Here is a 22,853-nt window from a genome sequence, read left to right on the forward strand (position 1 = left end):
GGGTGTCTGGTGGAGCATGGTGAGGGGGTTGGGGTGGCTTTGCCACCCAGCGCGGGGCAAGCCCGCTCGCCACATAAAGACGGTGGTCCACAGTAAGTCCGGGGGTGCGGCAAGTTTCTTGTGGCTAGGGGGCTCGTCCCCCGCTGGGTTGCGCAGCAGCCCCAAATCCTGCCACCTCGGGGTGTCTGGTGGAGCATGGTGAGGCGGTTGGGGTGGCTTCGCCACCCAGCGCGGGGCAAGCCCGCTCGCCACATAAAGACGGTGGTCCACAGTAAGTTCGGGGGTGCGGCAAGTTTCTTGTGGCTAGGGGGCTCGTCCCCCGCTGGGTGCGCAGCAGCCCCAAATCCTGCCACCTCGGGGTGTCTGGTGGAGCATGGTGAGGGGGTTGGGGTGGCTTCGCCACCCAGCGCGGGGCAAGCCCGCTCGCCACATAAAGACGGTGGTCCACAGTAAGTTCCTGGGTGCGGCTAGTTTCTTGTGGCTAGGGGGCTCGTCCCCCGCTGGGCTGCGCAGCAGCCCCAGAACCTGCCACCTTGGGGTGTCTGGTGGAGCATGGTGAGGGGGTTGGGGTGGCTTTGCCACCCAGCGCGGGGCAAGCCCGCTCGCCACATGCAGCCCGCTCGCCACATAATGCCAGTGGTACATAGTAGGTTCCAGGGTGCTGCAAGTTCCCTGTGGCCAGGGGGTGTTTTTTGAAAGAAGAGCGTTGTGCCCCTCAGCGAAAATCCCGGCTACGCACGCTGATCCCCGCCAACAGTGGCGTCAGGTCGCTCAGGCGGCCAGCGATCAAGTGGCGGACTTCGCCCACCGCTTCCCAGCGACCATCCACCTTGAGCAGCCGTGAGTTCACCAGCACCTGGCGCTGACGCTCGGCCAGGTCGCGCCAGACCACCACGTTGATGTTGCCAAACTCGTCTTCCAGGGTCACGAAGGTCACGCCGCTGGCAGTGCCCGGGCGCTGGCGCCCAGTGACCAGGCCGGCAACGCTGACATTGCGCCCATGCTCCACCGCCTGCAGCTCCTGTGAGCTGCGGCAGCGCCGCGCGTGCAATTGATCACGCAACAGCGCCAAGGGATGGGGCCCCAGGGTGGTGCCCACGCTGGCATAGTCGGCGTACAGGTCTTCGCCGACGCTGGGTGCCGGCAGTTGCACCGCCTCTTCCTGCGGGCTCGATGCCCCAGCAAATAATCCCAGTTGCTTCTCCACCCCGGCCACGTCCCAGCGCGCTTGATGCCGGTGCCCGGTCAACTGGCGCAAGGCCCCGGCATCCGCCAGCAGTTCCTGGGCCCGGCTGTCCAGTCGGGCGCGCTCGCCCAGGTCGGCGATATCGCGAAACCCTGCGCCCTGACGGGCTTTTTCGATACGCCGGCCCTCGTCTTCGCGAAAGCCGCTGATCATGCGCAAGCCCATGCGAATCGCCGGTTGCTGGCCGTCGATGGGTTCCAGGCTGCAATCCCAATCACTGGCGGTCACGTCCACCGGGCGAATCTGCAGGTGATGGCGGCGCGCATCCTGCAGGATCTGGTCCGGGCTGTAGAACCCCATGGGCCAGCTGTTGATCAGGGCGCAAGCGAACGCCGCCGGCTCATGGCATTTGAGCCAGCAACTGGCGTAGGTCAGCAAGGCGAAACTGGCCGCGTGGGACTCGGGAAAACCATAGCTGCCAAAGCCCTTGATCTGCTCGAACACCTGGGCGGCAAAGGCCTCGCTGTAGCCGTTGTTGAGCATGCCGGCGCGCAGCCGCTGGCGATGGGGCTCCAACCCGCCATGGCGCTTCCAGGCCGCCATCGAGCGGCGCAACTGGTCAGCTTCGCCGGGGGTGTAGTCCGCCGCGACAATGGCGATCTGCATCACTTGCTCCTGGAACAGCGGGATACCCAACGTGCGCTTGAGTACCGCTTCCAGCTTGGGCGACGGATAGGTCTCGGGCTCTTCCTTGTTCCGTCGGCGCAGATACGGATGCACCATGCCGCCCTGGATCGGCCCGGGGCGCACGATGGCCACCTCGATCACCAGGTCATAGAACGTCTTGGGCTTGAGCCGGGGCAGCATGGACATCTGCGCCCGTGACTCGATCTGGAATACGCCGATGGTGTCGGCGCGGCTGATCATCGCGTAGGTTGCCGGATCTTCCGAGGGCACCGTCGCCAGTGTCAGGTCGCGGTGACGATGGCGGCGCAGCAGGTCGAAGCAGCGGCGGATCGCGCTGAGCATGCCGAGGGCCAGGATATCGACCTTGAGCAGGCCCACGGCGTCCAGGTCATCCTTGTCCCATTGGATGATGGTGCGTTCGGCCATGGCGGCGTTTTCCACCGGCACCAACGTGTCCAGCGGTTGCTCGCAAATCACGAAGCCACCGGGGTGCTGGGACAGGTGGCGCGGGAAGCCGATCAGTTGCTGGGTCAAGCCCAGGACCCGTCGCAAGACCGGGCTGTCCGGGTCAAAACCACCCTCGCGCAAGCGCTCCAGGGGCGGCGCTTCATCGCTCCAGCGCCCGCAGCAATCGGCCAGGGCATTGACCTGATCCGGTGGCAGGCCCAGGGCCTTGGCCACATCACGCACCGCGCCGGCACCGTGGTAGCTGCTGACCACTGCGGTCAAGGCCGCACGGCGCCGGCCATAGCGCTGGAACACGTATTGCAGCACCTCTTCGCGGCGTTCATGCTCGAAGTCCACATCGATGTCCGGCGGTTCGTTGCGTTCCCGGGACAGGAAGCGCTCGAACAACATGTTCATCCGGCTGGGATCGATTTCGGTGATGCCCAGGGCAAAGCACACTGCCGAGTTGGCCGCCGAGCCACGGCCCTGGCAGAGGATCGAACGGCTGCGGGCGAAGCGCACGATGTCGTGCACGGTAAGGAAATAGCTTTCGTAGCCCAGGTCGCTGATCAACTCCAGTTCATTATCGATCTGCTCCAGGGTCTTGGCTGACGCCCCCTCGGGCCAGCGCTGGCTGATGCCCTCTTCGGTCAAGGCGCGCAGCCAGGACTTGGCGCTCTGCCCTTGCGGCACCAACTCCCTGGGGTATTGATAGCGCAACTGGCCCAGGTCGAAGGTGCAACGGCGGGCGATCTGCAGTGACGCCTCGAGCAAGCACGCCGGATACAGCGCACCGATCGCCTCCAGGCTGCGCAAGTGCCGCTCGCCATTGGGGTGCAGGCGCTCGCCGGCTTGCGCCACCGGCAGATGGTGCCGGATGGCGGTCATGGTGTCCTGCAAGGCGCGCCGGCTACGCACATGCATATGCACATCGCCACAGGCCACGGTTGGCAGGCCCAGGCTGGCGGCCAGTTGCAGACGCTGTGCCAGGCGGCGGGCATCGTCCTGGGCGCAATGCAGTTCTATCGCCAGCCATAGCTGTTGATTGAAGGTGTCGCACAACCACTGGCCATCGGCAGGTGTATCACCCTCCTCGGCCAGCCACAGCACCAGCAACCCCGGTACCGGGTCGGCGAAGTCTTCGCGCAACAGGCGGTACTGGCCTTTTTCGGCACGGCGCCGGGCCTGGGTGATCAGCCGACACAGGTGCTGGTAGCCCTGTAGGTTCTCCACCAGCAACACCAGTTTCGGGCCGTTCTCCAGGCGCACCTCACTGCCGACGATCAACTCCAGCCCGACCTCCTTGGCCGCCTGCCAGGCCCGCACGATACCGGCCAGGGTGCATTCGTCGGTGATTGCCAGGGCCTGATAACCCTGCTGCTTGGCGCGCTCGAACAACTCGCGGGCACTGGACGCACCGCGCTGGAAGCTGAAGTTGGACAGGCAATGCAGCTCGGCGTAGCCCTGCATCATGCAAACCAACCCTGCAGCCACAACCCGGCGCTGTCACCCACGGTGCGATAAGCCCAGCCTTGCTGCCCGGCGCGGGTACGCACCAGGTAGTAGTCGCGGCGGATATCCGCGCCATCCCACCAACCGGACTCGATGCGCTCCGGGCCCAGCAGGATCTGGACGCCCTGCTCGGCCAGCAAGGTCGGCTCATTGAGCAACCAGCCAGGGCGTTGCACCGGGCTCAAGGGTGGGCAGACGCGGCTGTCGCTGCCCGGTAGCCAGGCACACTCGGGGCGATGGTCAGCATGAAAGCGCAAGCCCTGCACCGCCTCATCCCCCAGACGCGCCCGCAGACGCTCGCGCAATTGTGCCCAGGGCAGGGTTTGCTGCGGGCGCTCGTCGAACAGGTCCTGGCGCTGGGGCACAAACACCGGCAGGTCCTCGGCCAGCAGGCGCAGGGCATGTACGGGCGCGGCCACTAGCACCTGCTCCAGGCGGCCACGGGCCAGTTCAAACAGCATCGAAGGTTCGCGTTCGGCACTCAGCAGGCCCACCGTGATCACGCTGTCCGGCGCGTCGCAATGCTCCAGGTGCAGGGCAAAACGCTGCACGCCACTGTCGCGGCCACAGAGGAACGCCGCCAGGTCGCCGGTCAGGCGCCGCAAGGGAAACAGCAGGGCCTGGTGGGACTGCACATCGAAATTCAATTCGATGCGCAGGTCAAAACGATCCGGCGGCTGATAAAAATCCAGGGCCAGCGGCCGTTGCCCGGTCAAGGCATCCAGGTGCCTGAGCAACCCTGCGTCAAACCGCCGGGCCAAGGTATGCCGGGGCAACGCCTGCACTTGGGCCAGGGTCCGCAGGCCCATGCGCGACAAGGCCGTGGCGGCTTGCGGGTCGATGCCGACGCGATCGATGGGCATCGGCCCAAGGGCTTGCTGGAGGCCCTCGGCATCGGCCACGGCCAGGCTGTCGTAGGCATTGGCCAATACGCGCGCGGCGGCCGGGTTGGGGGCGGCAACGATACGGTGGCGAAAGCCCAGGTCGGTCAGCTCCTCGCGCAAGCGTGCTTCCAGCAGCGGCCACGGCCCGAACAGGCCGAGGCTCGACTCGATTTCAAACAGCAAGGCCCGCGGATAGAACACGCTGACCTGGGAGCTGAAACCATAGGCCCAGGCCGCGAGCAGTTGCTGGCAGCGGTCGATCTCCACCGGGTCGTATTCGACGCAGGCAAAGGCCTTGGTCAGGGCATGGGCCGCGGTCAGGGATTGGCCGGGGCGCAGGCCCAAGGCACGCGCGGCGGCATTGACGGTTTGCAGCACCCGGCGTTGTGGCGGGCCGGCCAACAACGCCAAGGGTTGCTCGGGCTCGGGGCGCTGACGCAAGACCCCGTCCAACGCCAATTGCGGGAAGACAATACACACCCAGCGCATATCAACCTCAGTGCCCGCTGGCCAGGGCAATGGGCGCGGGATGGGCCAGGCCACCCCGGCACTTGAGTACCCGCACCTGATGCGGCTCGACGGCCAGGCGCAGGGCCGCCGGTGACGGGTTGATCGCCTCGCCCATGGCCCGCCAGGCAAACGCCAGGGTCTGGCCGGTCTCGGCAGCCACCTGCAAGCGGCGCAAGGCCCGGTCATCGGCCTTGCGCGGCCAGCACAGCACCGCGCCGCAACTGCCAGAGCGCAGGCATTGCTCGGCCGCCCACAAGGCATCGCGCTCATCGGCCTGGATCACCGAGAGCTGGCGCAGGTCCACCCCGGCGTTCTGCCAGGCGTGGGGGTATGGGGTATACGGCGGAGCCACCAGCACAATGCGCTCGCCGGCCGCCGACAGCCGCGCCAGGGTCGGCCAGACCAGTTGCAACTCACCCACGCCCTGCTGGGCCACGAGGATTTCGCTCAAGGCCGCTTCTGGCCAGCCACCGCTGGGCAACACCGCATCCAGGGCCGCCAGCCCCGTGGGATGCACACTGGCCGGCGGCGCGGCCGGCCGCCCCTTCCAGACCCGCCCGCCATTGAACAGCGAGTCCAGTGCAACCACGGCGCCCATCAGCCTGGCCTCACCAGGCCACAGAACACACCCTCGATGGCCAGGTCCTGGTCGGGACGGACCACGATAGGTTGATAAGCAGGGTTGCGCGGCAACAGACGCACACTGTCGCCCGCCCGCTCGAAACGCTTGATGGTGACTTCGCCATCCAGGCGCGCCACCACTATCTGCCCGTTCAGCGCCTCGGCACTGCGCCGCACGCCCACCAGGTCGCCATCGAGAATGCCGTCTTCGATCATCGAGTCACCCTGGACCCGCAGCAAGTAATCCGGGACCCGGGCAAAGGTCGCAGGGTCGAGCATCAACCGTGCGTGCACTTCGGCGTCGGCGCCGATGGGCAGGCCAGCTGCAACGCGGCCCAGCACCGGGACATCCAGCCATTCGGGGCGGGCCGGTTGATTGAGCAGGCGAATACCCCGGGCCTGGTTCGGGTTGACCTCGATAAACCCGGCCTCGGTCAACGCCAGCACGTGTTTGCGCGCCACACTGCGCGAGGCAAAACCGAAAGCCTCGGCGATCTCGGCGAGGCTGGGGGGCTGACCTTGCTGCGCGATACGCTCGCGGATGAAGTTCAGGATGGCGCAACGGCGGGGAGTGAGAGTCGTCATGGAGTACATTTGTACTCCTGTGGGAATTTTCTGACAATAGCCGCTAGTCAGAAGTCCACCCACCTATCGCTGGGCTGGAATCCGCAGTTCGCCAGCGCGGCATTGCGTCTTGATGCTCTGCGGGCAACCGGTAAAGCGCAGCTCCTTGCTCAGGCAGACCCGCACCTCCGACAACACCTTGCCCTTGCAGATCACAGCCATGCCGTGGCGCCCCATGCTGGGGTTGCTCTCGCGAAACAAAGCTTCAATGTCCCTGGCTGCAAGGGGGCCCGGCACATTGAGAGGCTCGAACGCCTGGGGAATCTGCACCACACCCAATGCCGTATCAGTCTTGTCCAGATACTCGGATGCATCTACGCCGCTGCATGTGCCGTGCTTGGCCCACTCATGCTTGAGCAGTTTCTCGGTGACAAACAATGACATGCCCTTGGCCACGTCCTCGGCCGACAACCGCGACTGCGGCAGGCAAGATGCCGGCCAACCGCCTCGCGCATATTGTGGCCACAGGCCATGCAGCACAAAGCCGTAGCCCTTGCCTGTGCATTGCTGGTCCTGCGGGTGGGTGAGGCAAAAAGTCGGCGACCAGGACAGTGACAACACATAAAAATCAAAGTCGCCGGCTTGCCCCTGATGACGGGGGGCGGCATCAGCCAGGGCGGTCAATACCAGGCACAGGGCGATCCAGGAGGTTCTCCATCTCATCAAGCAAATCCTTAATTAAACTAAGCGGCCATTGTTATGAACGACTACCCCGCAACGCCGTCAGGTAACGCGCCGCCCTACTGTCGAAAGCTCAACAACTGTGGGTCACGGCTTGCGCTGCAACACCCGATCCATGATGCGGTCGGTCTTCAAGGCCTCGATCGCCAGTGCCGGGTGCACACTCTCGCCGCGGATATGCGCGTTCATACCCAGCACGTGGTGCCACTGGATATGGGGGTGATGGGCAATATGCAGGGTCTCGCTGACCTCGGCTTCGAGCTGCAACGGCTGCTCGTCGAACACTGAAAACGTGATACGCCCTGTGCTGCCGATCAACTCGACCCGGTCCTCGCGCCGGTCAGCCACAAAGTTCCAGCAACCCATGCCCAACGCACCCGAGCTGAAGCTCCAGCAGGCGGTGACGGCGTCTTCCGCCACATAGCGCCCGGCCTGGCGCGCGGTATAACCCGTGACCTCGACGATATCCCCCGCCAGGTACTGGAACAGATCGAAACCGTGGCTGGCCAGGTCGGCAAAATAACCACCGCCGGCAATCGCCGGATCCGTACGCCAGTTGCTGGCATGGGTATCTGTCGGCGCTGGCGGCTTGCACAAGGTCCAGCTCAGGTGCCGCAACTCGCCGATGCGCCCTTCCTGCAGCCAGGTACGTACCTGCTGGAAGCGCGGCAGGGAGCGCCGGTAATAGGAGACAAACAGATGCAGCCCGGCCCGCTCGAAAGTGCGCTGCATCAAGGCGCTCTGCTCGGCATTCAGCGACATCGGCTTCTCGACGCAGCAATGCTTGCCCGCCGCCGCCACCAGCAGGCTGTATTCCAAGTGGCTGGCCGGTGGCGTGGCGATGTACACCGCATCTACTTCAGGGTCATCGATCAGCGCCTGGGCATCGGTGTAAAACCGGGCAATCCCGTGGCGTGCCGCATAATCGCGCACCGCTTCCTCACGACGCCCCATCACGGCGACCAGGGCCGAACCTGGCGCTTTGTAGAAGGCGGGTCCACTCTTGACTTCAGTAACACTGCCACAACCGATCATGCCCCAGCGGATGGTGCTCATCTGACTTTCCTTCACCGGTATTTTTTCAGTTGGGCAGTATCAGCGTTTTCCTGCACGGTCTCCAGCCTCTCCCCATAAAGACCCAGCAGGACAATTGCATTACACTTTTATGACAATCATCCAGCTGCGGGGGCACAGACGATGAAAATACGCGCAACGGTGATTTGCGAACACGAGGGGCACATTCTGTTCGTGCGCAAGGCCAGGTCGAAATGGGCATTGCCCGGCGGCAAGGTCGAGCGCGATGAGCGCCCGGTCGGCGCGGCAGAGCGTGAGCTGCAAGAGGAAACCGGGCTGCACGTGGATGGTTTGTTGTATCTGCAGGAGTTAAAGGCCAGTGACACGCTGCATCACGTGTTTGAAGCCTCGGTGGTCAACATCGACCAGGCCCGGCCCTGCAATGAAATCATCGACTGCCAATGGCATGCCTACAGTGCGCTGGAGCAGTTGGATGCGACCGACGCCACCAAGCGCATTGTCCGCTCGTTCCTACGCAGGCTCTGACGCCTAGCCGAATGCCGCAAACCCACGGCGCCCGGCCTTGAGCTCGGTGCGTAGCTCGCCGATCAGGTTGGAGATGGCACGGATGCTATCCAGGCCCTGGGGCGAGACGCCGGTCAACAGCAGGTCGACGCGACCGGACTCGGGCTCGAATACGCGAATGGTCAAGAAACCCTCGGGGTTGACGCTACAGTCGCAGGACAGCGGGACGAAACCGGACGCCATGATGCGGCTCAACTCAACGATGGGAATCATCCTGGGCACCCTTGTTCGCACATGACGCGATGGACGTGATCCCTGCAGGTTAGATCAGGTTGTGCAACCCGTGTGGCCAATCCTACGAAAGTGTTAGCTACCCCACATTTTTGCGCGAAAACGCTGGTGCAATGGCGTCAGAAAAACCACGCCGCAACCTCTCATCCGAGGTTGCCAGCGGCGCTTGATTCTTGGCAAGGATCACCAGATGCTCATGGTTTTTGCCGATCTGGAGCACCTCCATGCGCCGCGACATCCCGAGCGAACCCGACAGCGCCGTGTACAAAACCCTGCTGGAGTCGACCAAGGCCATTCCCTGGCGCATCGACTGGCAGACCATGACCTTCAGCTACATCGGCCCGCAGATCGAAACGCTGTTGGGCTGGACGCCCCAGAGCTGGGTCAGCGTCGACGACTGGGTCGAACGCATGCATCCGGATGACCGCGAATACGTGGTCAATTTCTGCGTGTCGCAATCGCGGGCCGGCGTCGATCACGAGGCCGATTACCGTGCCTTGACCAGCACCGGCAACTACGTGTGGATTCGCGACGTGGTGCATGTGGTGCGCAAGGAGGGCGAGGTGGAGGCGCTGGTGGGCTTCATGTTTGATATCAGCGAGCGCAAGCAGACCGAGGAGCACCTGATCCGCCTGCAAAAACAACTGGAAGAGTATTCGTTCCAGGATGGCCTGACCGGCATTGCCAACCGGCGCATGTTCGACACCGTACTGGAGCGAGAGTGGAGCAGCGCCCTGCGCAGCCAGTTGCCGTTGTCGCTGATCATCCTCGATATCGACTACTTCAAGCAGTACAACGACCACTACGGCCATATCAAGGGCGACGAATGCCTGCGCCAGGTCGCGCGCACCTTGTCAAAAGCCGCCAACCGGCCACGGGATTTCATTGCGCGTATCGGTGGTGAAGAGTTTGTCTGGTTACTGCCCGAGACCGATGCTGCGTCGGCCAGGCGCGTGGCCGAGCGCTGCCTGCACCTGATCCGCCAACAACAGATCGAGCATGCTCATTCCAGCGTGTCGCCACTGTTGAGCTTGAGCCTGGGCGTGGGCACCACCACGGTCAAGCCAGGCAGCGAGGCCTTGACCTTTGTCGAGGAAGTGGACAAACAGTTGTATCAGGCCAAGCGCAATGGCCGGATGCGTGCTGAGTTTTTCGAAGCCATGGTGTGAGGCCAAATCGCGGGCAAAAAAAATCCCAAGTAGCTGATGGAAACTTGGGATTTAAAAATGCATAAACCGTGGGAGGTGAACGCCCGGCCATAATAACCACAGAGACAACTTGTAACAAGTTGATTAATAGCCTTTCGTCGGATTGAAACAGCGCTAAGTCATTCAATAACCACACATTTTTTATGGAGCACGGCACTTGTCGTGCCACTTTTTGGTGCAACTTACAAACTTGCGAGAGTAAAACCTTAATAACTATCGGGTTAATAAACATCTATGCATACCGCTGATGTTTTTGTAGGCGCCGGCTTGCCGGCGAAGCACCTGAGAGCACCACGGGGGCCAGACACCCCGCGTTATCGTTGACGCTTTTCGCTGGCAAGCCAGCTCCTATGGTAGGTCTTGCGCCCTTCTATTTGCGCGCCAACTTGTAGCGCACGCACTCTTCATAAAAGCTCGACCGGACTGCCGCCGGCTTGAGACGCGAGGGGCTGTCATAGGTCTGCTCGGTGATGCCCATGGCCATCATGCGCATCCAGGACTTGTCGAATTTGTACCGCTGGATCTTCTGCCGCGCCGCATACAATGAAACGCCAGCCAACTTCAGCTCCTGGGCCCTGGCCGCCGTGCCCGCGCCCCAACTGCACATGTAGCGATCCCCTTCACGTAGCGCCTTGCCCTGGGCCGCCGCCGCCGCCCCGCTGGCCAGGGCCAAGGCTAGCAGCGTGATTTTTACATTGCGCATTGGCATCCTACCTAACCACCTGAAAATAAAAGTGATTTTGGCGAAACATGCGGTAGACGGGGGCCAGCAAAATGCCTTCTTGACACATTTGAACGAAATAAAAAAAGGTCAGCCCGATAAAGAACTGACCTCTTTAGAGATTGCTACGCAGAGGATTTTTTCAACTTACCACTGATACGTCGCACTCGCCTGCACCGTACGCTGCGAGCCGTACCAGCACCACGAGTACGAATAACAGGACGCAACGTACTCTTTATCCGCCAGGTTGGTGGCGTTCACCGCCAGGCGCAGGTTGTCGACCGGGGTGTTGATGTGGGGGATGTCGTAGTGCACCGACGCATCGAACAAGGTGTAGCCGGGAACCTTCAAGGTATTGGCGGTATCGCCCCATGACGAGCCCACATAACGCGCACCCGCGCCTACGCCGAAGCCCTTGAGGTTGCCGTCATGCAGGGTGTAGTCGGCCCACACCGAGGCCGTGTGCCGTGGCACCGCGTAGGTGGTGGTGCCCTGGGTCGGCACGGCCGGGCCTACGCCAATGTCGGTGATCGGCGCATAGCGCACGGTGCTGTTGGATTTGCTGATGCGGTTATCGAGGTAGGCATAGGCCGCCGTGATATCCAGGTTGTCGTTGAGGCTGGCCTTGCCTTCAAGTTCAAAGCCACGGGAGCGCACTTCGCCGTCCTGGACCTGGCAGCGACCATTGCCGCACAGGTGGGTAGGATCCGGGTCCATGGTGGGCACGTTGTTCTGGCGCAGGTCGAAGATGGCAGCCGTGATAAAGCTGTTGCTGCCCGGCGGCTGGTACTTGATGCCGATTTCGTACTGCTTGCCTTCAGTGGGCTTGAACACCGAGCCGCCGTAGCCGGTACCGGTTTGCGGTGAGAAGGATTCGGAGTAGCTGGCGTATGGCGCCAGGCCGTTATCGAACAGGTAGACCACGCCCAGGCGACCGGTGAAGGCTTTGCTGTCCAGGGAGGATTTGGTTTTCTTGCCGTCGGTCAAGCTCAACGAGCTGTTATCCGAACTGGCCCAGTCATAGCGACCGCCCAGCAACAGTACCCATTTGTCCCACTTCGCCTGCTCCTGCAGGTACACACCGGTCTGCTCGCTACGCTGGGTCGCGTCGCTGGAAAATGCCGGGGTGGTCACCGGTGCACCGTACACCGGATCGAAGATGTCCAGGTCCGATCCCTTGCCGTAACCGGCCTTGGTATCGACGCTGGTGTTCTGGTAATCCAGCCCCATCAACAACGTGTGCTGCACCGGGCCGGTGTCGAACTTGCCCTGCAACTGGTTATCCAGGTTGTAGGCGTCCATGTCGACATCGGTGGCGATGGTCGAGCGGGTCAACGTGCGGTAATCGGCCTGCAGGTTGCTGCTGTAGATACTGCGATAGATCCCTTCGCTACGCATATAACGGGCGTTCTGGCGCACGGTCCAGACGTCATCGAGGTGATGCTCGAAGGCATAGCCGATGGAGTAATGTTCGCGATCACTCTTCTCGAAATTTTTCTCGCCGTCATAGAAGTCGACATCGATCTTGCGCCCCAGCGGACTATGCAACACCGAACCCCACGCCGGCATCGACCCGTAGGACGCGCCCTTGGGATCCTTCTGGAAATGACCCAGCAGGGTCAGCGACGTGGCCTCGTTCGGGCGCCAAGTGAAGGCCGACGACAGCGACTGACGGCGGGTCTCGGTATGCTCGACCTGCCCGTCTGCATCATCGAACAACCCGGCGACGCGGTAGGAATACACCCCCTGGTCGTCCAGCGGGCCACTTAGGTCGAAGGTGGTGCGTTTCTTGTTGAAGGTGCCGTACTCCACGCCCACTTCATGGAACGGCGTATCCAACGGGCGCTTGGTGACCAGGTTGATCACACCGCTGGGGCTGCCCTGGCCGTACAACACCGAGGCCGGGCCACGCAGGACCTCCACGCGCTCCAGGTCGAAGGCATCTTTTTGCGGCGAGGCATCGCGGCTCGATGCCACGCGCAGGCCGTCCAGGTAAGTCACTGGCGAGAAGCCACGAATGGTCAACTGGTCCAGGCGCGAGGCAGTGGCGCCACGGGTTTCCGGGACGACCGCAGCGCTGTAACGCAGGATCTGGTTGAGGCTTTCGGCATTCTGCGCACGCATCTGGTCCTTGGTGACCACCGAGATCGACTGTGGCGTCTCGATCAGCGCGGTGTCGGTCTTGGTGCCGGACAGGCTGCGCGTGGCGACATAGCCAGACACCGGGCCGATGGGGCTTTCACTTTGAGCAGCACCGTTGATGGTGGTGGCCTGCAACTCCATCGAGCCCTCCGCCTGGGGGATCAGCTCGATGCGGTAGCGCTTGGCAGACAGCGCCTGGGCACGCAAACCGCTGCCCGCCAGCAACTGGGCCAGTGCCGCGTCGCTGCTCAACTGCCCGTTCAAACCACTGCTGCGCTTGCCGCGGGTCAAGGCCGGATCAAAGGCCAGGACCAGCCCGGCCTGTTCGGCAAAGCCGTTGAGGGCCTGGCTCAGTTCACCGGCGGGGATCGAAAAATGGCTGCTTTCATCAGCCCATGCCGTGGGTATGGCAAGGGGTAAAGCGGCAAAAGCCATCGCCACCGACAGCGCCAGTGGGTGCAACGGACGAGCAAAGCGTGACATGAGAGGTCCTGGAAAATGGAGTTCTATATTCCATGACGGCCATGTCGGGAAATCGGGTATGAATGAGAGAGATTTTTATTTGAGGGGGCGTTTCCAGCCCGTTCAGAGGGGTTTGACCACCACCATCAGGTCGGTGAAATATTCCACCTTGATCGGCAGGTTATCCGCCAGGGTCGCCAGCGCCGCGTCGCTGTCATCGAGCTTGAACACCCCCGACACGCGCATGCCTTGCAACGCTTGGGCGTCAAAACGCACCATCCCATGGCGATAGCTGGCCAGGGTCTGCAGCACTTCGCTCAACGGCCGGTCATCTACCGTGAGCAAGCCACGGGTCCAGGCAGCCGGGTCGCCACTGCCGACCGGCTGTGCCGGCTGCGCGCGGCCCTGCTTGAGGATCGCACGCTGGCCTGCGGTCACTTTCACCGCCGCGCTGTCGTTGCCTTTGGCGGCTACCGCTGACTCGATCACCGTGACCACGGTGGAGCCGTCCACTGCACGCTGGACCAGAAAACGCGTACCCAGTGCCGTCGCCGTGCCCTGGTCGGTGCGCACCACGAATGGCCGTTGCGCATCCTTGGCCACCTCCACCCACATCTCGCCCTTGAGCAATTCGATCACGCGTTGCCGGCCGTCGAACTTCACGTCCAGCGCCGAGTTGCTGTTGAGTTGCACCTGGCTGCCGTCGGCCAGGGCGAGCTGGCGCCGCTCACCGACACTGGTGCGTTGGTCGGCCATCCACAGGGGCAGTTGCTCGACGCCCGCCCAGCCGACCACCAGCACACCCAACAACCCCAGGACCTGCCCCCCGCGCACTGCATACCCGGGTTTGCGTGGGATAAAGGCCTGATTCAGCGCCAGGCGTGCCGGTTCGGCAGGCAGTTCATCGAGGCTGCCCCACAAAGCCCCCATGCGCTCGAAAGCCACCCGGTGACGTGGGTCGGCTGCGCACCAAGCCTTGAATGCCTCGCGATCGGCCGTGCTGACGTCCTCGTCATTGAGTAACGCCAGCCACTGCGCCGCTTCGCTGACAATCTGTTCAGAGGACATCAAAGCGGGTCCGCGCCATGCAGCGTCTGGTAGCAATGCACCAGCGCGCTGGAGATATAGTTTTTCACCGTGCTGGGCGAGACCTGAAGCTGGGCGGCAATTTCACTGTAGGTCAGCCCGTCCAGGCGACTGAGCAGGAACGCCTCGCGGGCCTTGTCCGGCAGGCCGGCGAGCATCAGCGCTATGCGCTCCAGCGCCTGCAGCGCCACATGAATGGTCGCCGGGTCTGGCATGCCGGCATCTTCGTACTGGATGGCCAGGGCTTGCATATAGGCTTTCTCGATCTTGCGCCGCCGCGCGCCGTCAATCAGCAAGCGCCCGGCTGTGGTCGCGAGAAATGCCCGGGGCTCCTGGATGTTGTGCGGTTCGGCCAGCAGCAATACCCGCACAAATGCATCCTGGGCAAGGTCCGCCGCATGCTGCGAGCAGCCGAGTTTCTTGCGCAGCCACCCCTGTAACCAGGAGTGATGGTCACTGTAGAGCGCGGTGAGTGTCTGCTGGCGGCGGGCCATATCACATTCGGCCACAGGAAAGTCATGCATGCGCAAAAATTTCTCAAACAAGAAAGATTACCAATCGCGCAAACGATGACAGTAAAACGATGGCAGGGCAAGGGGCCGTAATGGTGAGGGGGCTTGTTCGTCGTTGGGCTGCGCAGCGGCCGCAAAGCCTGCCTCATCGGTGTGTCAGGAAAAATGGGATGTGCCTTATTGGGGCTGCTGCGCAGCCCATCGGGGGACAAGCCCCCTCGCCACGGCAGGCTGACAGTCATCGGGTGGCAGGTTAACGCAAGCTCCAGGAAACCCCGGCATATACGCCCATGCCGTCGCCCGGCGTCGAGCGCGCCATGTCGTTGCCGTGGTCGTCGTACCCCGGGGTCACGGTATTGGCGTAGCGCTGGTTGGTCAGGTTGCGCAGGTCGATCCAGGCTTGCCAGTCCTGTTTGGGCGCGTCATAGCCGATGGTGGCGCCCAATAAACCATAGGCTTTCGCGTAGTAGGAGTTGGCGTAGTCCACCGCCACCCGCGAGGAGTACTCGCCATTGAGGCTGCTGAAAAAACCGCTGGGATGGCTGTAGCGCAACTGCGTCTGGTAGTAGTGCTTGGGGATGCCGGGCAGCGTGTTGTCGCCAAACCGTGGGTCGTCACGGTAGTGGAAGTTGCTATAGGTGTAGGCCTGGCGCAGGGCCAGGCGGCCAGCATTGCCACCGTCCCACAGCGGGCTGGTGAGGCTCAGTTCCACGCCTTGGTGGATGGTCGGGCTGGCGTTGGATTCGGCGACCACCTGCGACATGTCAGGCGTAGCCGCCTGGGTCTCGACACTGAGCAGTTCATGGCGCACCAGCGAGTGGTACAACGCCAGGTCCCATTGGCCAAACCAGGCTTCGCCGCGCCCGCCCACTTCCAGGGTGGTGGCGGTCTGGTTTTGCAGCTCCACGCCTTCGCGGGTCAAGCCCGCCTCTGGTCTGCCAGAGTCTTTCGTAAAGAACTTGTTCGAACCCCAGATCATCGACCAGGCATGTGGCGGCTCCACCGACCGGCTAAGGTTGCCATACACCTGCAACTGCGGATTGAAGTCATAGCGCAGGCCCACGCGCGGCGCATAGTCCCAGTCGTGGGTGCTCAAGGGGGCATGGGTCTCGGGATAAGTGACTTCGGTTTCGCGGCGGGTGTAGATCGCCGCCAGCCCGGTGGTCAGCCACAGGTCGGGCAGCAGTTCCAGGTCGTTGCTCACGTGCAACACCGTGTCCGACCCCAGGTAGCTGTAGTCACGGGTCTTGGTACCCGGAGCGAATGTGGCCGTGGTGCCGGCGGGCACGCGCACGTATTCCGACACGCCGTTATTGGGCATCCCCTGGGTAGTGCGCAGGCCGACCGTGGTCTTGCTGTCACGCCCCAGCAAAGTGTCCTGGCGGATGTAGTTCAAGGTACCGCTGATGTCGGTGTACGCCACCTTCAACCGGTTGGTGCCCTCGCGCAGGTCCATCGGGTAATCGTGGTACACCAGGCCCGCCTCGATACGCGCGTTATCGTCCAGTTGCAGGGTGGTCTTGTTGGCGATCCACGTAGAGCCCGGTTGCAAGCGCTTGGAGTCGCGCGCCAGGTTGACCGCGTTGGCCGCGTGCGGGCTGTGTTCGATCTGCTGGCGTGTGAGTTTGCCGGGGCTGTCGTTGGCGGTTTCGCGGTAGCGCAAATAGAAGCGCGTTTCCAGGTCCGGGTTGAACCGGTAGCCGAAGTTGGCCGCCACACCCTTGCCACTGCCGGCGCTCTGTTGCTGGAAGCCGTCGTACTCGGCATCGGTCAGGCTGATGTAATAGTCGGCATCGCCCAGCACTTGCCCGGAGCTGATTTCCCGCTGGGCATAACCATGGCTGCCGGCCTCATAGCGCACGCGCAACTTGGGGGCATCGTAGCCTGTGCGGGTCACATAGTTGACCGCCCCGCCCAGGGCCAATGCGCCCCGGTCAAACCCGTTGGCGCCGCGCAGCACTTCGACGCGGCTTAGCCACAACGGATCCTTGAGTTCGTAAGGCGTGCCGCCGGGGCCGGTGAGTGGCAGGCCGTCGATGGTTTCATACAGGCCGGACGCATGACTGCCAGGACCACGGTTGATGCCCGACCCGCGAATGGAGATTTTCGTCCCTTCGTTGTTCGCAGCCTTGGCGTAGATGCCGGCCTGGTACTTGAGCACATCTTCGTTGCTGCTGACTCGGCCCTGCTCGACGCTGGCCATGTCAACGTAGTTGGTCCCGCCGGGCACCTGCTTGAGTTGCGCCTGGGCCGCCTCGCCTTCGCTCAGCTCAGTGCTGGTGACTTGCAGCGGCGCCAGTTGCAGCGCCTCCTGGGCTTGGGCCAGGTGACTGAATGTCAGGGCGACGCCGAAACCGAGCCAACGAGGAGGGAGAAACAGCAAAGGTTGAGGCAGGCGCATGGGGCCGAATCCTGGAAAAGTTCAAGCGTTGGAAGAACATGGGATACGGCAGGTCACGTCTGTTTTTAAGTCCAAAATAGAATTAATAAATGCAAACTCAGTATTTAAGGAAATAAGCCACACGCAGTAATGTGGAGCAACCGAGTCACCACCGTCAGCCGAGACTGCCCATGTCGATATCCGCCAACGTCATTGATTTCACCCTCCACCGCAAGCGCCGCCAGGCACGTGCAGCGGCCGAGCTGATGTGGGCAATGTACGCGGCGCGTGCCGGGCTGTCGGGGTTCACCTTGCAGACCAGCAACACATCCACCGATACACGCCGGGCATAAGGCCGATGAGTTTTCTCCAGGCCATTCCCGAACGGCTGCCTCCCACCGTTCAACCCAAGGATTGCGCCACCCGCGACGACGATGCCATCGGCCAGTGCGTCGCGCATAACCTGCAGCGTCTGCGCAGCAAACGCTACTTATCCCTGGATGCGCTGGCCCGCGCCTGTGGAGTAAGCCGGGCGATGCTCGCGCAAATCGAGTCCGGGCGCAGTGTGCCGTCGATCAAGGTGCTGTGCAAAATCGCCAAGGGCCTGAAAGTGTCGGTGGCGGCGTTCTTGGAAAACCGCTCGTTCGAAGGGGTTGAACTACTGCCCGCCCACCAGAGCAAGCGTCTGGTGAGTGCCGATGGTACGTTCGTCAGCCGTGCATTGTTTCCCGACGACATGTCACGCCAGTCGGAATTCTATGAGATACGCCTGAGCGCGCGCGGTGAAGAGGTGTGTGAAGGCCGCAGGCCAGGAATCCAGGCAAACCTGGTGGTCGCTCAGGGCGTGCTGGAAGTCAGCGTCAACGAGGAGCGATACTTGCTGTCCACCGGCGACTCGATTCTGTTCTATGCCGACCAGCCCCACCGTTACCGCAACCCGGCAGACAGCGATGCGCTGGCGTTCCTGGTCATCATCCACCCCGAACGCCTGGACTGAACGCAAAAAGCCCCGCCTGAGCAATCAGGCGGGGCTTTTTCATGCCCGCGAACAGCCTGTCAGCAGGTGCAGCACATCATCGGCATGCCGTTGCAGCTCATCATCATCGGCATAGCGCAGTCATTCATCATTTTCTTCATCAGCATGCAGCAGTTGTCCATCATCGCCATGCTCATGCCGGGCATCGGCATCATCTTGCAGGTCATGCCATCGGCTTGCAGGGTGCATTCCATGACGCACTTCATCATCGGCATCGACATACCCATGGGCATGTTCATCGCCGGCATGTTGTTCATCATGGCCATGGAGTCTTGCGACATGCACATCATCGACAGATTGGCACACTGCATCATCATCGGCATGCCGCAGTTCATCATCATCGCCATCATTTCGGCGTAGTTCTTGAACATCGCCATGTCCATGCCGGCTGCCGGTTTCATCGTGCACATCATGGCATCACCGGTCATTTCGCACTGCATGGTGGCCATCATCATCGGCATGCCCATCATCGGCATCATCGGCATCGCGTTGTTCATTGGCATCTGCATGGCGTTCATCATGTTCGAAACTCCGTAATCGACAGGAAAGGACTAAATTCTGGGGCCGATTCTAGAGATGACGCATCACGCTGCAAGACGCCAGCCGAGCAGCATAAATGGCTGCCAGACCGTCTACTCGTCACTTGCGGCAGACTTCATAGACGCGGTAGCAGACAGATACTTGTTATTGCATCCGTAGCCTACGCAGCAGCCTGGAAATGGACGCAATGGATATTCACTAAACAGCTATGTACCTTCGATAAGGAAATAAACGATCTAACCCTTGTGAAAATAGATGCCCGATGCAGGCTGGCGCGCAATATTGCGGTACTGTGCGGGGCCCGATCGTCGCTCCCCTATCGCCATTTTTCGAGGCCGACTATTTTTATGCGTCTGATGAATGTTGCCGGCGTATGCCTGCTTTCTTCGGTACTGATGGGCTGCCAACAGCGCCCACCCGCCAACGACCAACTGGATGCAGTGCTGTGGACCCAGACGTCCATCGAGCATGAGTTGATCTATCGCCAGGTGTTCGCCGACGCCACCCGCCAGCTCGACGTGGCCCTGGCCACCAAGGACTGGGACGCCCTGCCCTTTGCCCCGCGCAACCTGGCCGGCCTGCCGCCAGCGGTGATCGTCGATATCGATGAAACCCTCCTGGACAACGTGCCACTCAATGCCCGGGACATCGTCAACAACCAGGTCTACTCCTATGACCGCTGGAACACCTGGGTCGACCAGGCCAAGGCCCAGGCCCTGCCCGGCGCCGTGGCGTTTTTGCAGGCGGCCAAGCAACGCGGGATCAAGGTGTATTACCTGACCAACCGTGAGCACAGCCAGGTTCAGGCCACCGTCGACAACCTGCGTTTGCGCGGTTTCCCGGTAGAAAGCAATGAGCAGGTGCTGGCAGCCGCTACCCCGACCGGTCACTGTGAACAGGCGGGCTACGGTAAGAACTGCCGACGCCAATGGGTCGCCAGCCAGGCGCGGGTGCTGTTGATGGCTGGTGATTCGCTGGGGGATTTCGTCCAGGCCGAACACAACACCCTGGCCGCCCAACGCCGGGCGGTCGAACCCTACGCGGGTTGGTTCGGCCAGCGCTGGTTCCTGCTACCGAATCCGACTTATGGCAACTGGTACAGCGCCCCCTATGGCGACCGCGAAGATATTCCATTTGAGCAAAAGCGTTTCTTCAAGCGTGAGGCCCTTCAATTACAGCAATAACCTGCTGTATGTAGGAGCCTGATTTGCCTGCGATGGCGTTGGATCAGCCACCAAAAATTGTGACTGAACCACCGCTTTCGCGGGCAAGCCCGCTCCCACAGGGGTCGGTGGCAGGTCCGGGATTTTGGTCGCGACAGGGATCTCATGTGGGAGCTGGCTTGCCTGCGATGGCGGTGTACCTGCCACCAAAAATTGCGACTGAACCACCGCGTTCGCGAGCAAGCCCGCCCACAGGGGGTTGGTGGCAGGTCCGGGATTTTGGTTGCGACATGGATCTCATGTGGGAGCTGGCTTGCCTGCGATGGCGGTGTACCTGCCACCAAAGATTGCGACTGAAACACCGCTTTCGCGAGCAAGCCCGCTCCCACAGGGGGTTGGTGGCAGGTCCGGGATTTTGGTTGCGACATGGATCTCATGTGGGAGCTGGCTTGCCTGCGATGGCGGTGTACCTGCCACCAAAGATTGCGACTGAAACACCGCTTTCGCGGGCAAGTCGAATCGTCGCACCGCCGCTCCCACAGGGGGGTGGTGATAGGTCCGGGATTTTGGTTGCGACATGGATCACATGTGGGAGCTGGCTTGCCGGCTACTACAGGAGTCAACCGCGCGCCCTCTGATCCGTGTTTCAATGCGGCATTTCGCCAGCCCCTTTAAGGACTACGGATGTCTCTGATCTCGCAACGTGTAGCACTGGCGCGCAGCGGCGCCAATGACAAGGTGATTTGCAAAATGGCCTCCGGTTGGGCCGTGATGGGCGATGTGCAGTTTCTGCCGGGTTACTGCCTACTGCTGCCCGATCCCGTGGTGTCGAGCCTCAACGATCTGGACACCCAGGCCAGGACCACCTACCTGCTGGACATGGCCCGCCTTGGCGATGCCGTGCTACAGGCAACCGATGCGCTGCGCATGAACTACGAAATCCTCGGCAACTCCGAGCCGGAACTGCACTGCCACATCTTCCCCCGCTACGCCTCGGAAGCGGAGCAGTATCGCAAGATGCCGGTCTGGTTCTATGACTGGAAAACCGCCACGCCGTACGCCGAAGACGTCCACGGCGCATTGCGACTGAAGATTGCGCGGCTGCTGGCCCTCACTGATAAATAATCGTGAACGTCGCCGAGGCATTGGCCGGCCCCGGCGTGACCGTGTTGGCCGTTTGCAGGTAACGCGCACGCAGGGGGATCGAATAGCTGCCCTCGGTGGTGCGCAAGGTAAGGCCACTGGCACGGTTGGTTGCCAACGGCACAGGCGTACCGTTGCTGGTCGCCACCTGCACGCCGACACCGGTTGCGGCAGGTGCCGTGCCCGTCCCGCTAGGGTCAAGGGCAAGCACACCGTTGGTTGCGTTGATCGCCACACGCGCCGGGTCGATGCGGTACTGCAAGGAGTTGTTGACCCGGGTGCCGCTACTGGTACTGGTGCCAGACGGTGAGTTGCCACTTTGCGAAACCCAGTTCGGCCCACTAGTCGTATAGATCCCGCTGAACGCCGGGCAGTTGTTCAGGGCAATGGCAAAGTCTGTCCAACCCGTGGTGCTGTTGATCCCGGTGAATTTGGCAGTCAGGTGCGAGCCCATGGGCACCGACACATCCGGCGTACTGCAAGTGCGCGAGACAATCTGGATGCTGCCGGAGATGCCCATCCTGAAACCCTGCATCCTGGCGTCGCCGAAGTTACCGAATAGGCTCACGATCGGTAACGTACTGCCCATCAGTACACCCGGCGTCACATCGCCCAGCTTGATCAGGATCAGCTCAAAGTTCGAGGGCCCGTCAAATGGGACCAGGCACCTCCAGCCACTCGTACAAGTGGTCCAGGCTTTACCAGATTGCCTTGGCAACGGGCCACCCAAGCTATTGAAGGCGACCCCCAGCCCCGGAATGCTGGTTCTGTAGACTTTGTTGGCATACGTCCCGCTGGACACACTGGCCAGGGCATAGCTGGATTCGACAGTCAGCTCGGTCCACTGCTGATACGGGGCGTAGAGGCACTCAAGCTTGGGCGCCTGGCCTGACGCCATGCTGAATTTCTGGCGATACACTTCAGTACCCACTGGCACATCGCGCCCGACAGTGATCGCCGAAACCTGCAATGGCATGGAGCCCACGGCCGGGCGAATACCGTCCATGTAGGTGCACGTGACCGCCATGGCCGTCCCGGCCACCGCCCACAATGCGCCGACGGCCAGGCCCGCCTTGATCAAAGCGCCGATGTTCATAACTGTACCTTTTGAAGAGTGTTGGGCTGTACGCTGCCAGCCACCTGTTTACCGGCCGCACATACGGCGTCCAACTGCTGCAACTGCTGCCCCTCGCCGGGGCCGGCCGGGATCACCAGCGCGCACTGCTGATGGGTCTTGCTGCCCCAGTTGATCAGCAACTGGCGGGTTTCAGGCTTGATCCGGGCGTACAACTGACCGCCCTGCCCGACCATGCCCACCGACGTGCCTTCGGCATCGGTCACGCCCGCACCAAAGGGCAGGCTGCTGCCATCGTCGAGGCGCACGTTGAGCAACACCGCGCGACCCTGGTTGGTGGTGTATTTGAGGTGCACCACGGCGCCGGCACGCGGGGCCACTTGCTGGCTGGTTTCGTTGAGTT

22 protein-coding genes are annotated in these 22,853 nt (G+C 62.2%); 6 read left to right on the forward strand and 16 right to left on the reverse strand.

The features are described from left to right. Positions 1-715 precede the first annotated feature (715 nt). The 6 genes from FIV38_RS09075 to FIV38_RS09100 all read right to left on the reverse strand — a co-directional run bounded on the left by FIV38_RS09075 (position 716) and on the right by FIV38_RS09100 (position 8,208). Complete coding sequence (locus tag FIV38_RS09075; protein WP_208602596.1) at positions 716-3,814, reverse strand: error-prone DNA polymerase; 3,099 nt, start codon at positions 3,812-3,814, stop codon at positions 716-718. After that, complete coding sequence (locus FIV38_RS09080; protein WP_092239268.1) at positions 3,790-5,205, reverse strand: Y-family DNA polymerase; 1,416 nt, start codon at positions 5,203-5,205, stop codon at positions 3,790-3,792. Before FIV38_RS09080 ends, FIV38_RS09075 begins: the two co-directional genes overlap by 25 nt. A gap of 7 nt (positions 5,206-5,212) precedes the next feature. Then, entirely contained in the window at positions 5,213-5,824 is a 612-nt protein-coding gene (imuA, locus tag FIV38_RS09085) for a translesion DNA synthesis-associated protein ImuA (RefSeq protein WP_092239267.1), read from the reverse strand. After that, positions 5,824-6,441: a transcriptional repressor LexA gene (lexA, locus tag FIV38_RS09090; RefSeq protein ID WP_029293681.1), complete on the reverse strand. Its 618-nt coding sequence runs from the start codon at positions 6,439-6,441 to the stop codon at positions 5,824-5,826. The genes imuA and lexA overlap by 1 nt, the downstream gene beginning before the upstream one ends. A gap of 54 nt (positions 6,442-6,495) precedes the next feature. Further along, positions 6,496-7,134, reverse strand: a complete 639-nt coding sequence (locus FIV38_RS09095) for a ribonuclease T2 family protein (protein ID WP_092239265.1) — start codon at positions 7,132-7,134, stop codon at positions 6,496-6,498. Positions 7,135-7,239: 105 nt separating this feature from the next. Continuing rightward, on the reverse strand, positions 7,240-8,208 hold the full coding sequence (locus tag FIV38_RS09100) for a Gfo/Idh/MocA family protein (protein WP_029293679.1): 969 nt from the start codon (positions 8,206-8,208) through the stop codon (positions 7,240-7,242). Positions 8,209-8,349: 141 nt separating this feature from the next. On the opposite strand from FIV38_RS09100, the gene FIV38_RS09105 reads away from it, so the two are divergent. After that, positions 8,350-8,712: an NUDIX hydrolase gene (locus FIV38_RS09105; protein ID WP_029293678.1), complete on the forward strand. Its 363-nt coding sequence runs from the start codon at positions 8,350-8,352 to the stop codon at positions 8,710-8,712. 3 nt (positions 8,713-8,715) lie between these two features. Here FIV38_RS09105 and FIV38_RS09110 read toward each other — a convergent pair whose 3' ends face one another. Continuing rightward, positions 8,716-8,964 (reverse strand): DUF1652 domain-containing protein, encoded by a 249-nt coding sequence (locus tag FIV38_RS09110; RefSeq protein ID WP_029293677.1) that lies wholly within the window; start codon positions 8,962-8,964, stop codon positions 8,716-8,718. Positions 8,965-9,061: 97 nt separating this feature from the next. Further along, complete coding sequence (locus tag FIV38_RS29930; RefSeq protein WP_159439635.1) at positions 9,062-9,208, reverse strand: hypothetical protein; 147 nt, start codon at positions 9,206-9,208, stop codon at positions 9,062-9,064. Here FIV38_RS29930 and FIV38_RS09115 point away from each other — a divergent pair. After that, a complete protein-coding gene (locus tag FIV38_RS09115) occupies positions 9,207-10,151 on the forward strand; it encodes a sensor domain-containing diguanylate cyclase (RefSeq protein ID WP_070996091.1) in 945 nt (314 codons plus the stop codon). The genes FIV38_RS29930 and FIV38_RS09115 overlap by 2 nt on opposite strands. A 409-nt stretch (positions 10,152-10,560) precedes the next feature. Here FIV38_RS09115 and FIV38_RS09120 read toward each other — a convergent pair whose 3' ends face one another. From FIV38_RS09120 to FIV38_RS09140, 5 genes are all read right to left on the reverse strand, one after another. Further along, the gene (locus FIV38_RS09120; protein ID WP_029293675.1) at positions 10,561-10,893 is read right to left on the reverse strand and encodes a hypothetical protein; all 333 of its coding nucleotides are present in this window, start codon (positions 10,891-10,893) and stop codon (positions 10,561-10,563) included. Positions 10,894-11,058: 165 nt separating this feature from the next. Continuing rightward, entirely contained in the window at positions 11,059-13,536 is a 2,478-nt protein-coding gene (locus FIV38_RS09125) for a TonB-dependent siderophore receptor (RefSeq protein ID WP_092239262.1), read from the reverse strand. A gap of 102 nt (positions 13,537-13,638) precedes the next feature. Beyond that, on the reverse strand, positions 13,639-14,583 hold the full coding sequence (locus tag FIV38_RS09130; protein ID WP_092239260.1) for a FecR family protein: 945 nt from the start codon (positions 14,581-14,583) through the stop codon (positions 13,639-13,641). After that, on the reverse strand, positions 14,583-15,125 hold the full coding sequence (locus FIV38_RS09135; RefSeq protein WP_070996087.1) for a sigma-70 family RNA polymerase sigma factor: 543 nt from the start codon (positions 15,123-15,125) through the stop codon (positions 14,583-14,585). Before FIV38_RS09135 ends, FIV38_RS09130 begins: the two co-directional genes overlap by 1 nt. Before the next feature lie 241 nt (positions 15,126-15,366). After that, on the reverse strand, positions 15,367-17,514 hold the full coding sequence (locus tag FIV38_RS09140; protein WP_092239258.1) for a TonB-dependent receptor family protein: 2,148 nt from the start codon (positions 17,512-17,514) through the stop codon (positions 15,367-15,369). Between the two features lie 170 nt (positions 17,515-17,684). Between FIV38_RS09140 and FIV38_RS29935 the strand changes: the two genes are divergently transcribed. Together FIV38_RS29935 and FIV38_RS09145 are read left to right on the forward strand one after the other, a co-directional pair. Next, positions 17,685-17,846, forward strand: a complete 162-nt coding sequence (locus FIV38_RS29935; RefSeq protein WP_166647865.1) for a hypothetical protein — start codon at positions 17,685-17,687, stop codon at positions 17,844-17,846. 5 nt (positions 17,847-17,851) lie between these two features. Then, a complete protein-coding gene (locus tag FIV38_RS09145) occupies positions 17,852-18,490 on the forward strand; it encodes a helix-turn-helix domain-containing protein (RefSeq protein ID WP_029293668.1) in 639 nt (212 codons plus the stop codon). A 59-nt stretch (positions 18,491-18,549) separates the two neighbouring features. Here FIV38_RS09145 and FIV38_RS09150 read toward each other — a convergent pair whose 3' ends face one another. Beyond that, positions 18,550-19,050, reverse strand: a complete 501-nt coding sequence (locus tag FIV38_RS09150; RefSeq protein WP_167362658.1) for a hypothetical protein — start codon at positions 19,048-19,050, stop codon at positions 18,550-18,552. A gap of 366 nt (positions 19,051-19,416) precedes the next feature. Between FIV38_RS09150 and FIV38_RS09155 the strand changes: the two genes are divergently transcribed. Next, entirely contained in the window at positions 19,417-20,253 is an 837-nt protein-coding gene (locus FIV38_RS09155; protein ID WP_092239256.1) for a 5'-nucleotidase, lipoprotein e(P4) family, read from the forward strand. Between the two features lie 663 nt (positions 20,254-20,916). Next, complete coding sequence (locus FIV38_RS09165) at positions 20,917-21,357, forward strand: HIT family protein (RefSeq protein ID WP_092239253.1); 441 nt, start codon at positions 20,917-20,919, stop codon at positions 21,355-21,357. Here FIV38_RS09165 and FIV38_RS09170 read toward each other — a convergent pair. Both FIV38_RS09170 and FIV38_RS30880 read right to left on the reverse strand, forming a co-directional pair. Further along, complete coding sequence (locus tag FIV38_RS09170) at positions 21,344-22,471, reverse strand: fimbrial protein (RefSeq protein WP_092239251.1); 1,128 nt, start codon at positions 22,469-22,471, stop codon at positions 21,344-21,346. The two genes, FIV38_RS09165 and FIV38_RS09170, sit on opposite strands and share 14 nt — an antisense overlap. Continuing rightward, positions 22,468-22,830, reverse strand: coding sequence for a FimD/PapC C-terminal domain-containing protein (locus tag FIV38_RS30880; protein WP_420893561.1), 363 nt, complete (start codon positions 22,828-22,830; stop codon positions 22,468-22,470). The genes FIV38_RS09170 and FIV38_RS30880 overlap by 4 nt, the downstream gene beginning before the upstream one ends. Positions 22,831-22,853: the final 23 nt, after the last annotated feature.

Origin of the sequence: Pseudomonas proteolytica, assembly GCF_007858275.1 — a bacterium.
In the GTDB taxonomy this organism is placed as follows: Bacteria; Pseudomonadota; Gammaproteobacteria; order Pseudomonadales; family Pseudomonadaceae; genus Aquipseudomonas; species Aquipseudomonas proteolytica.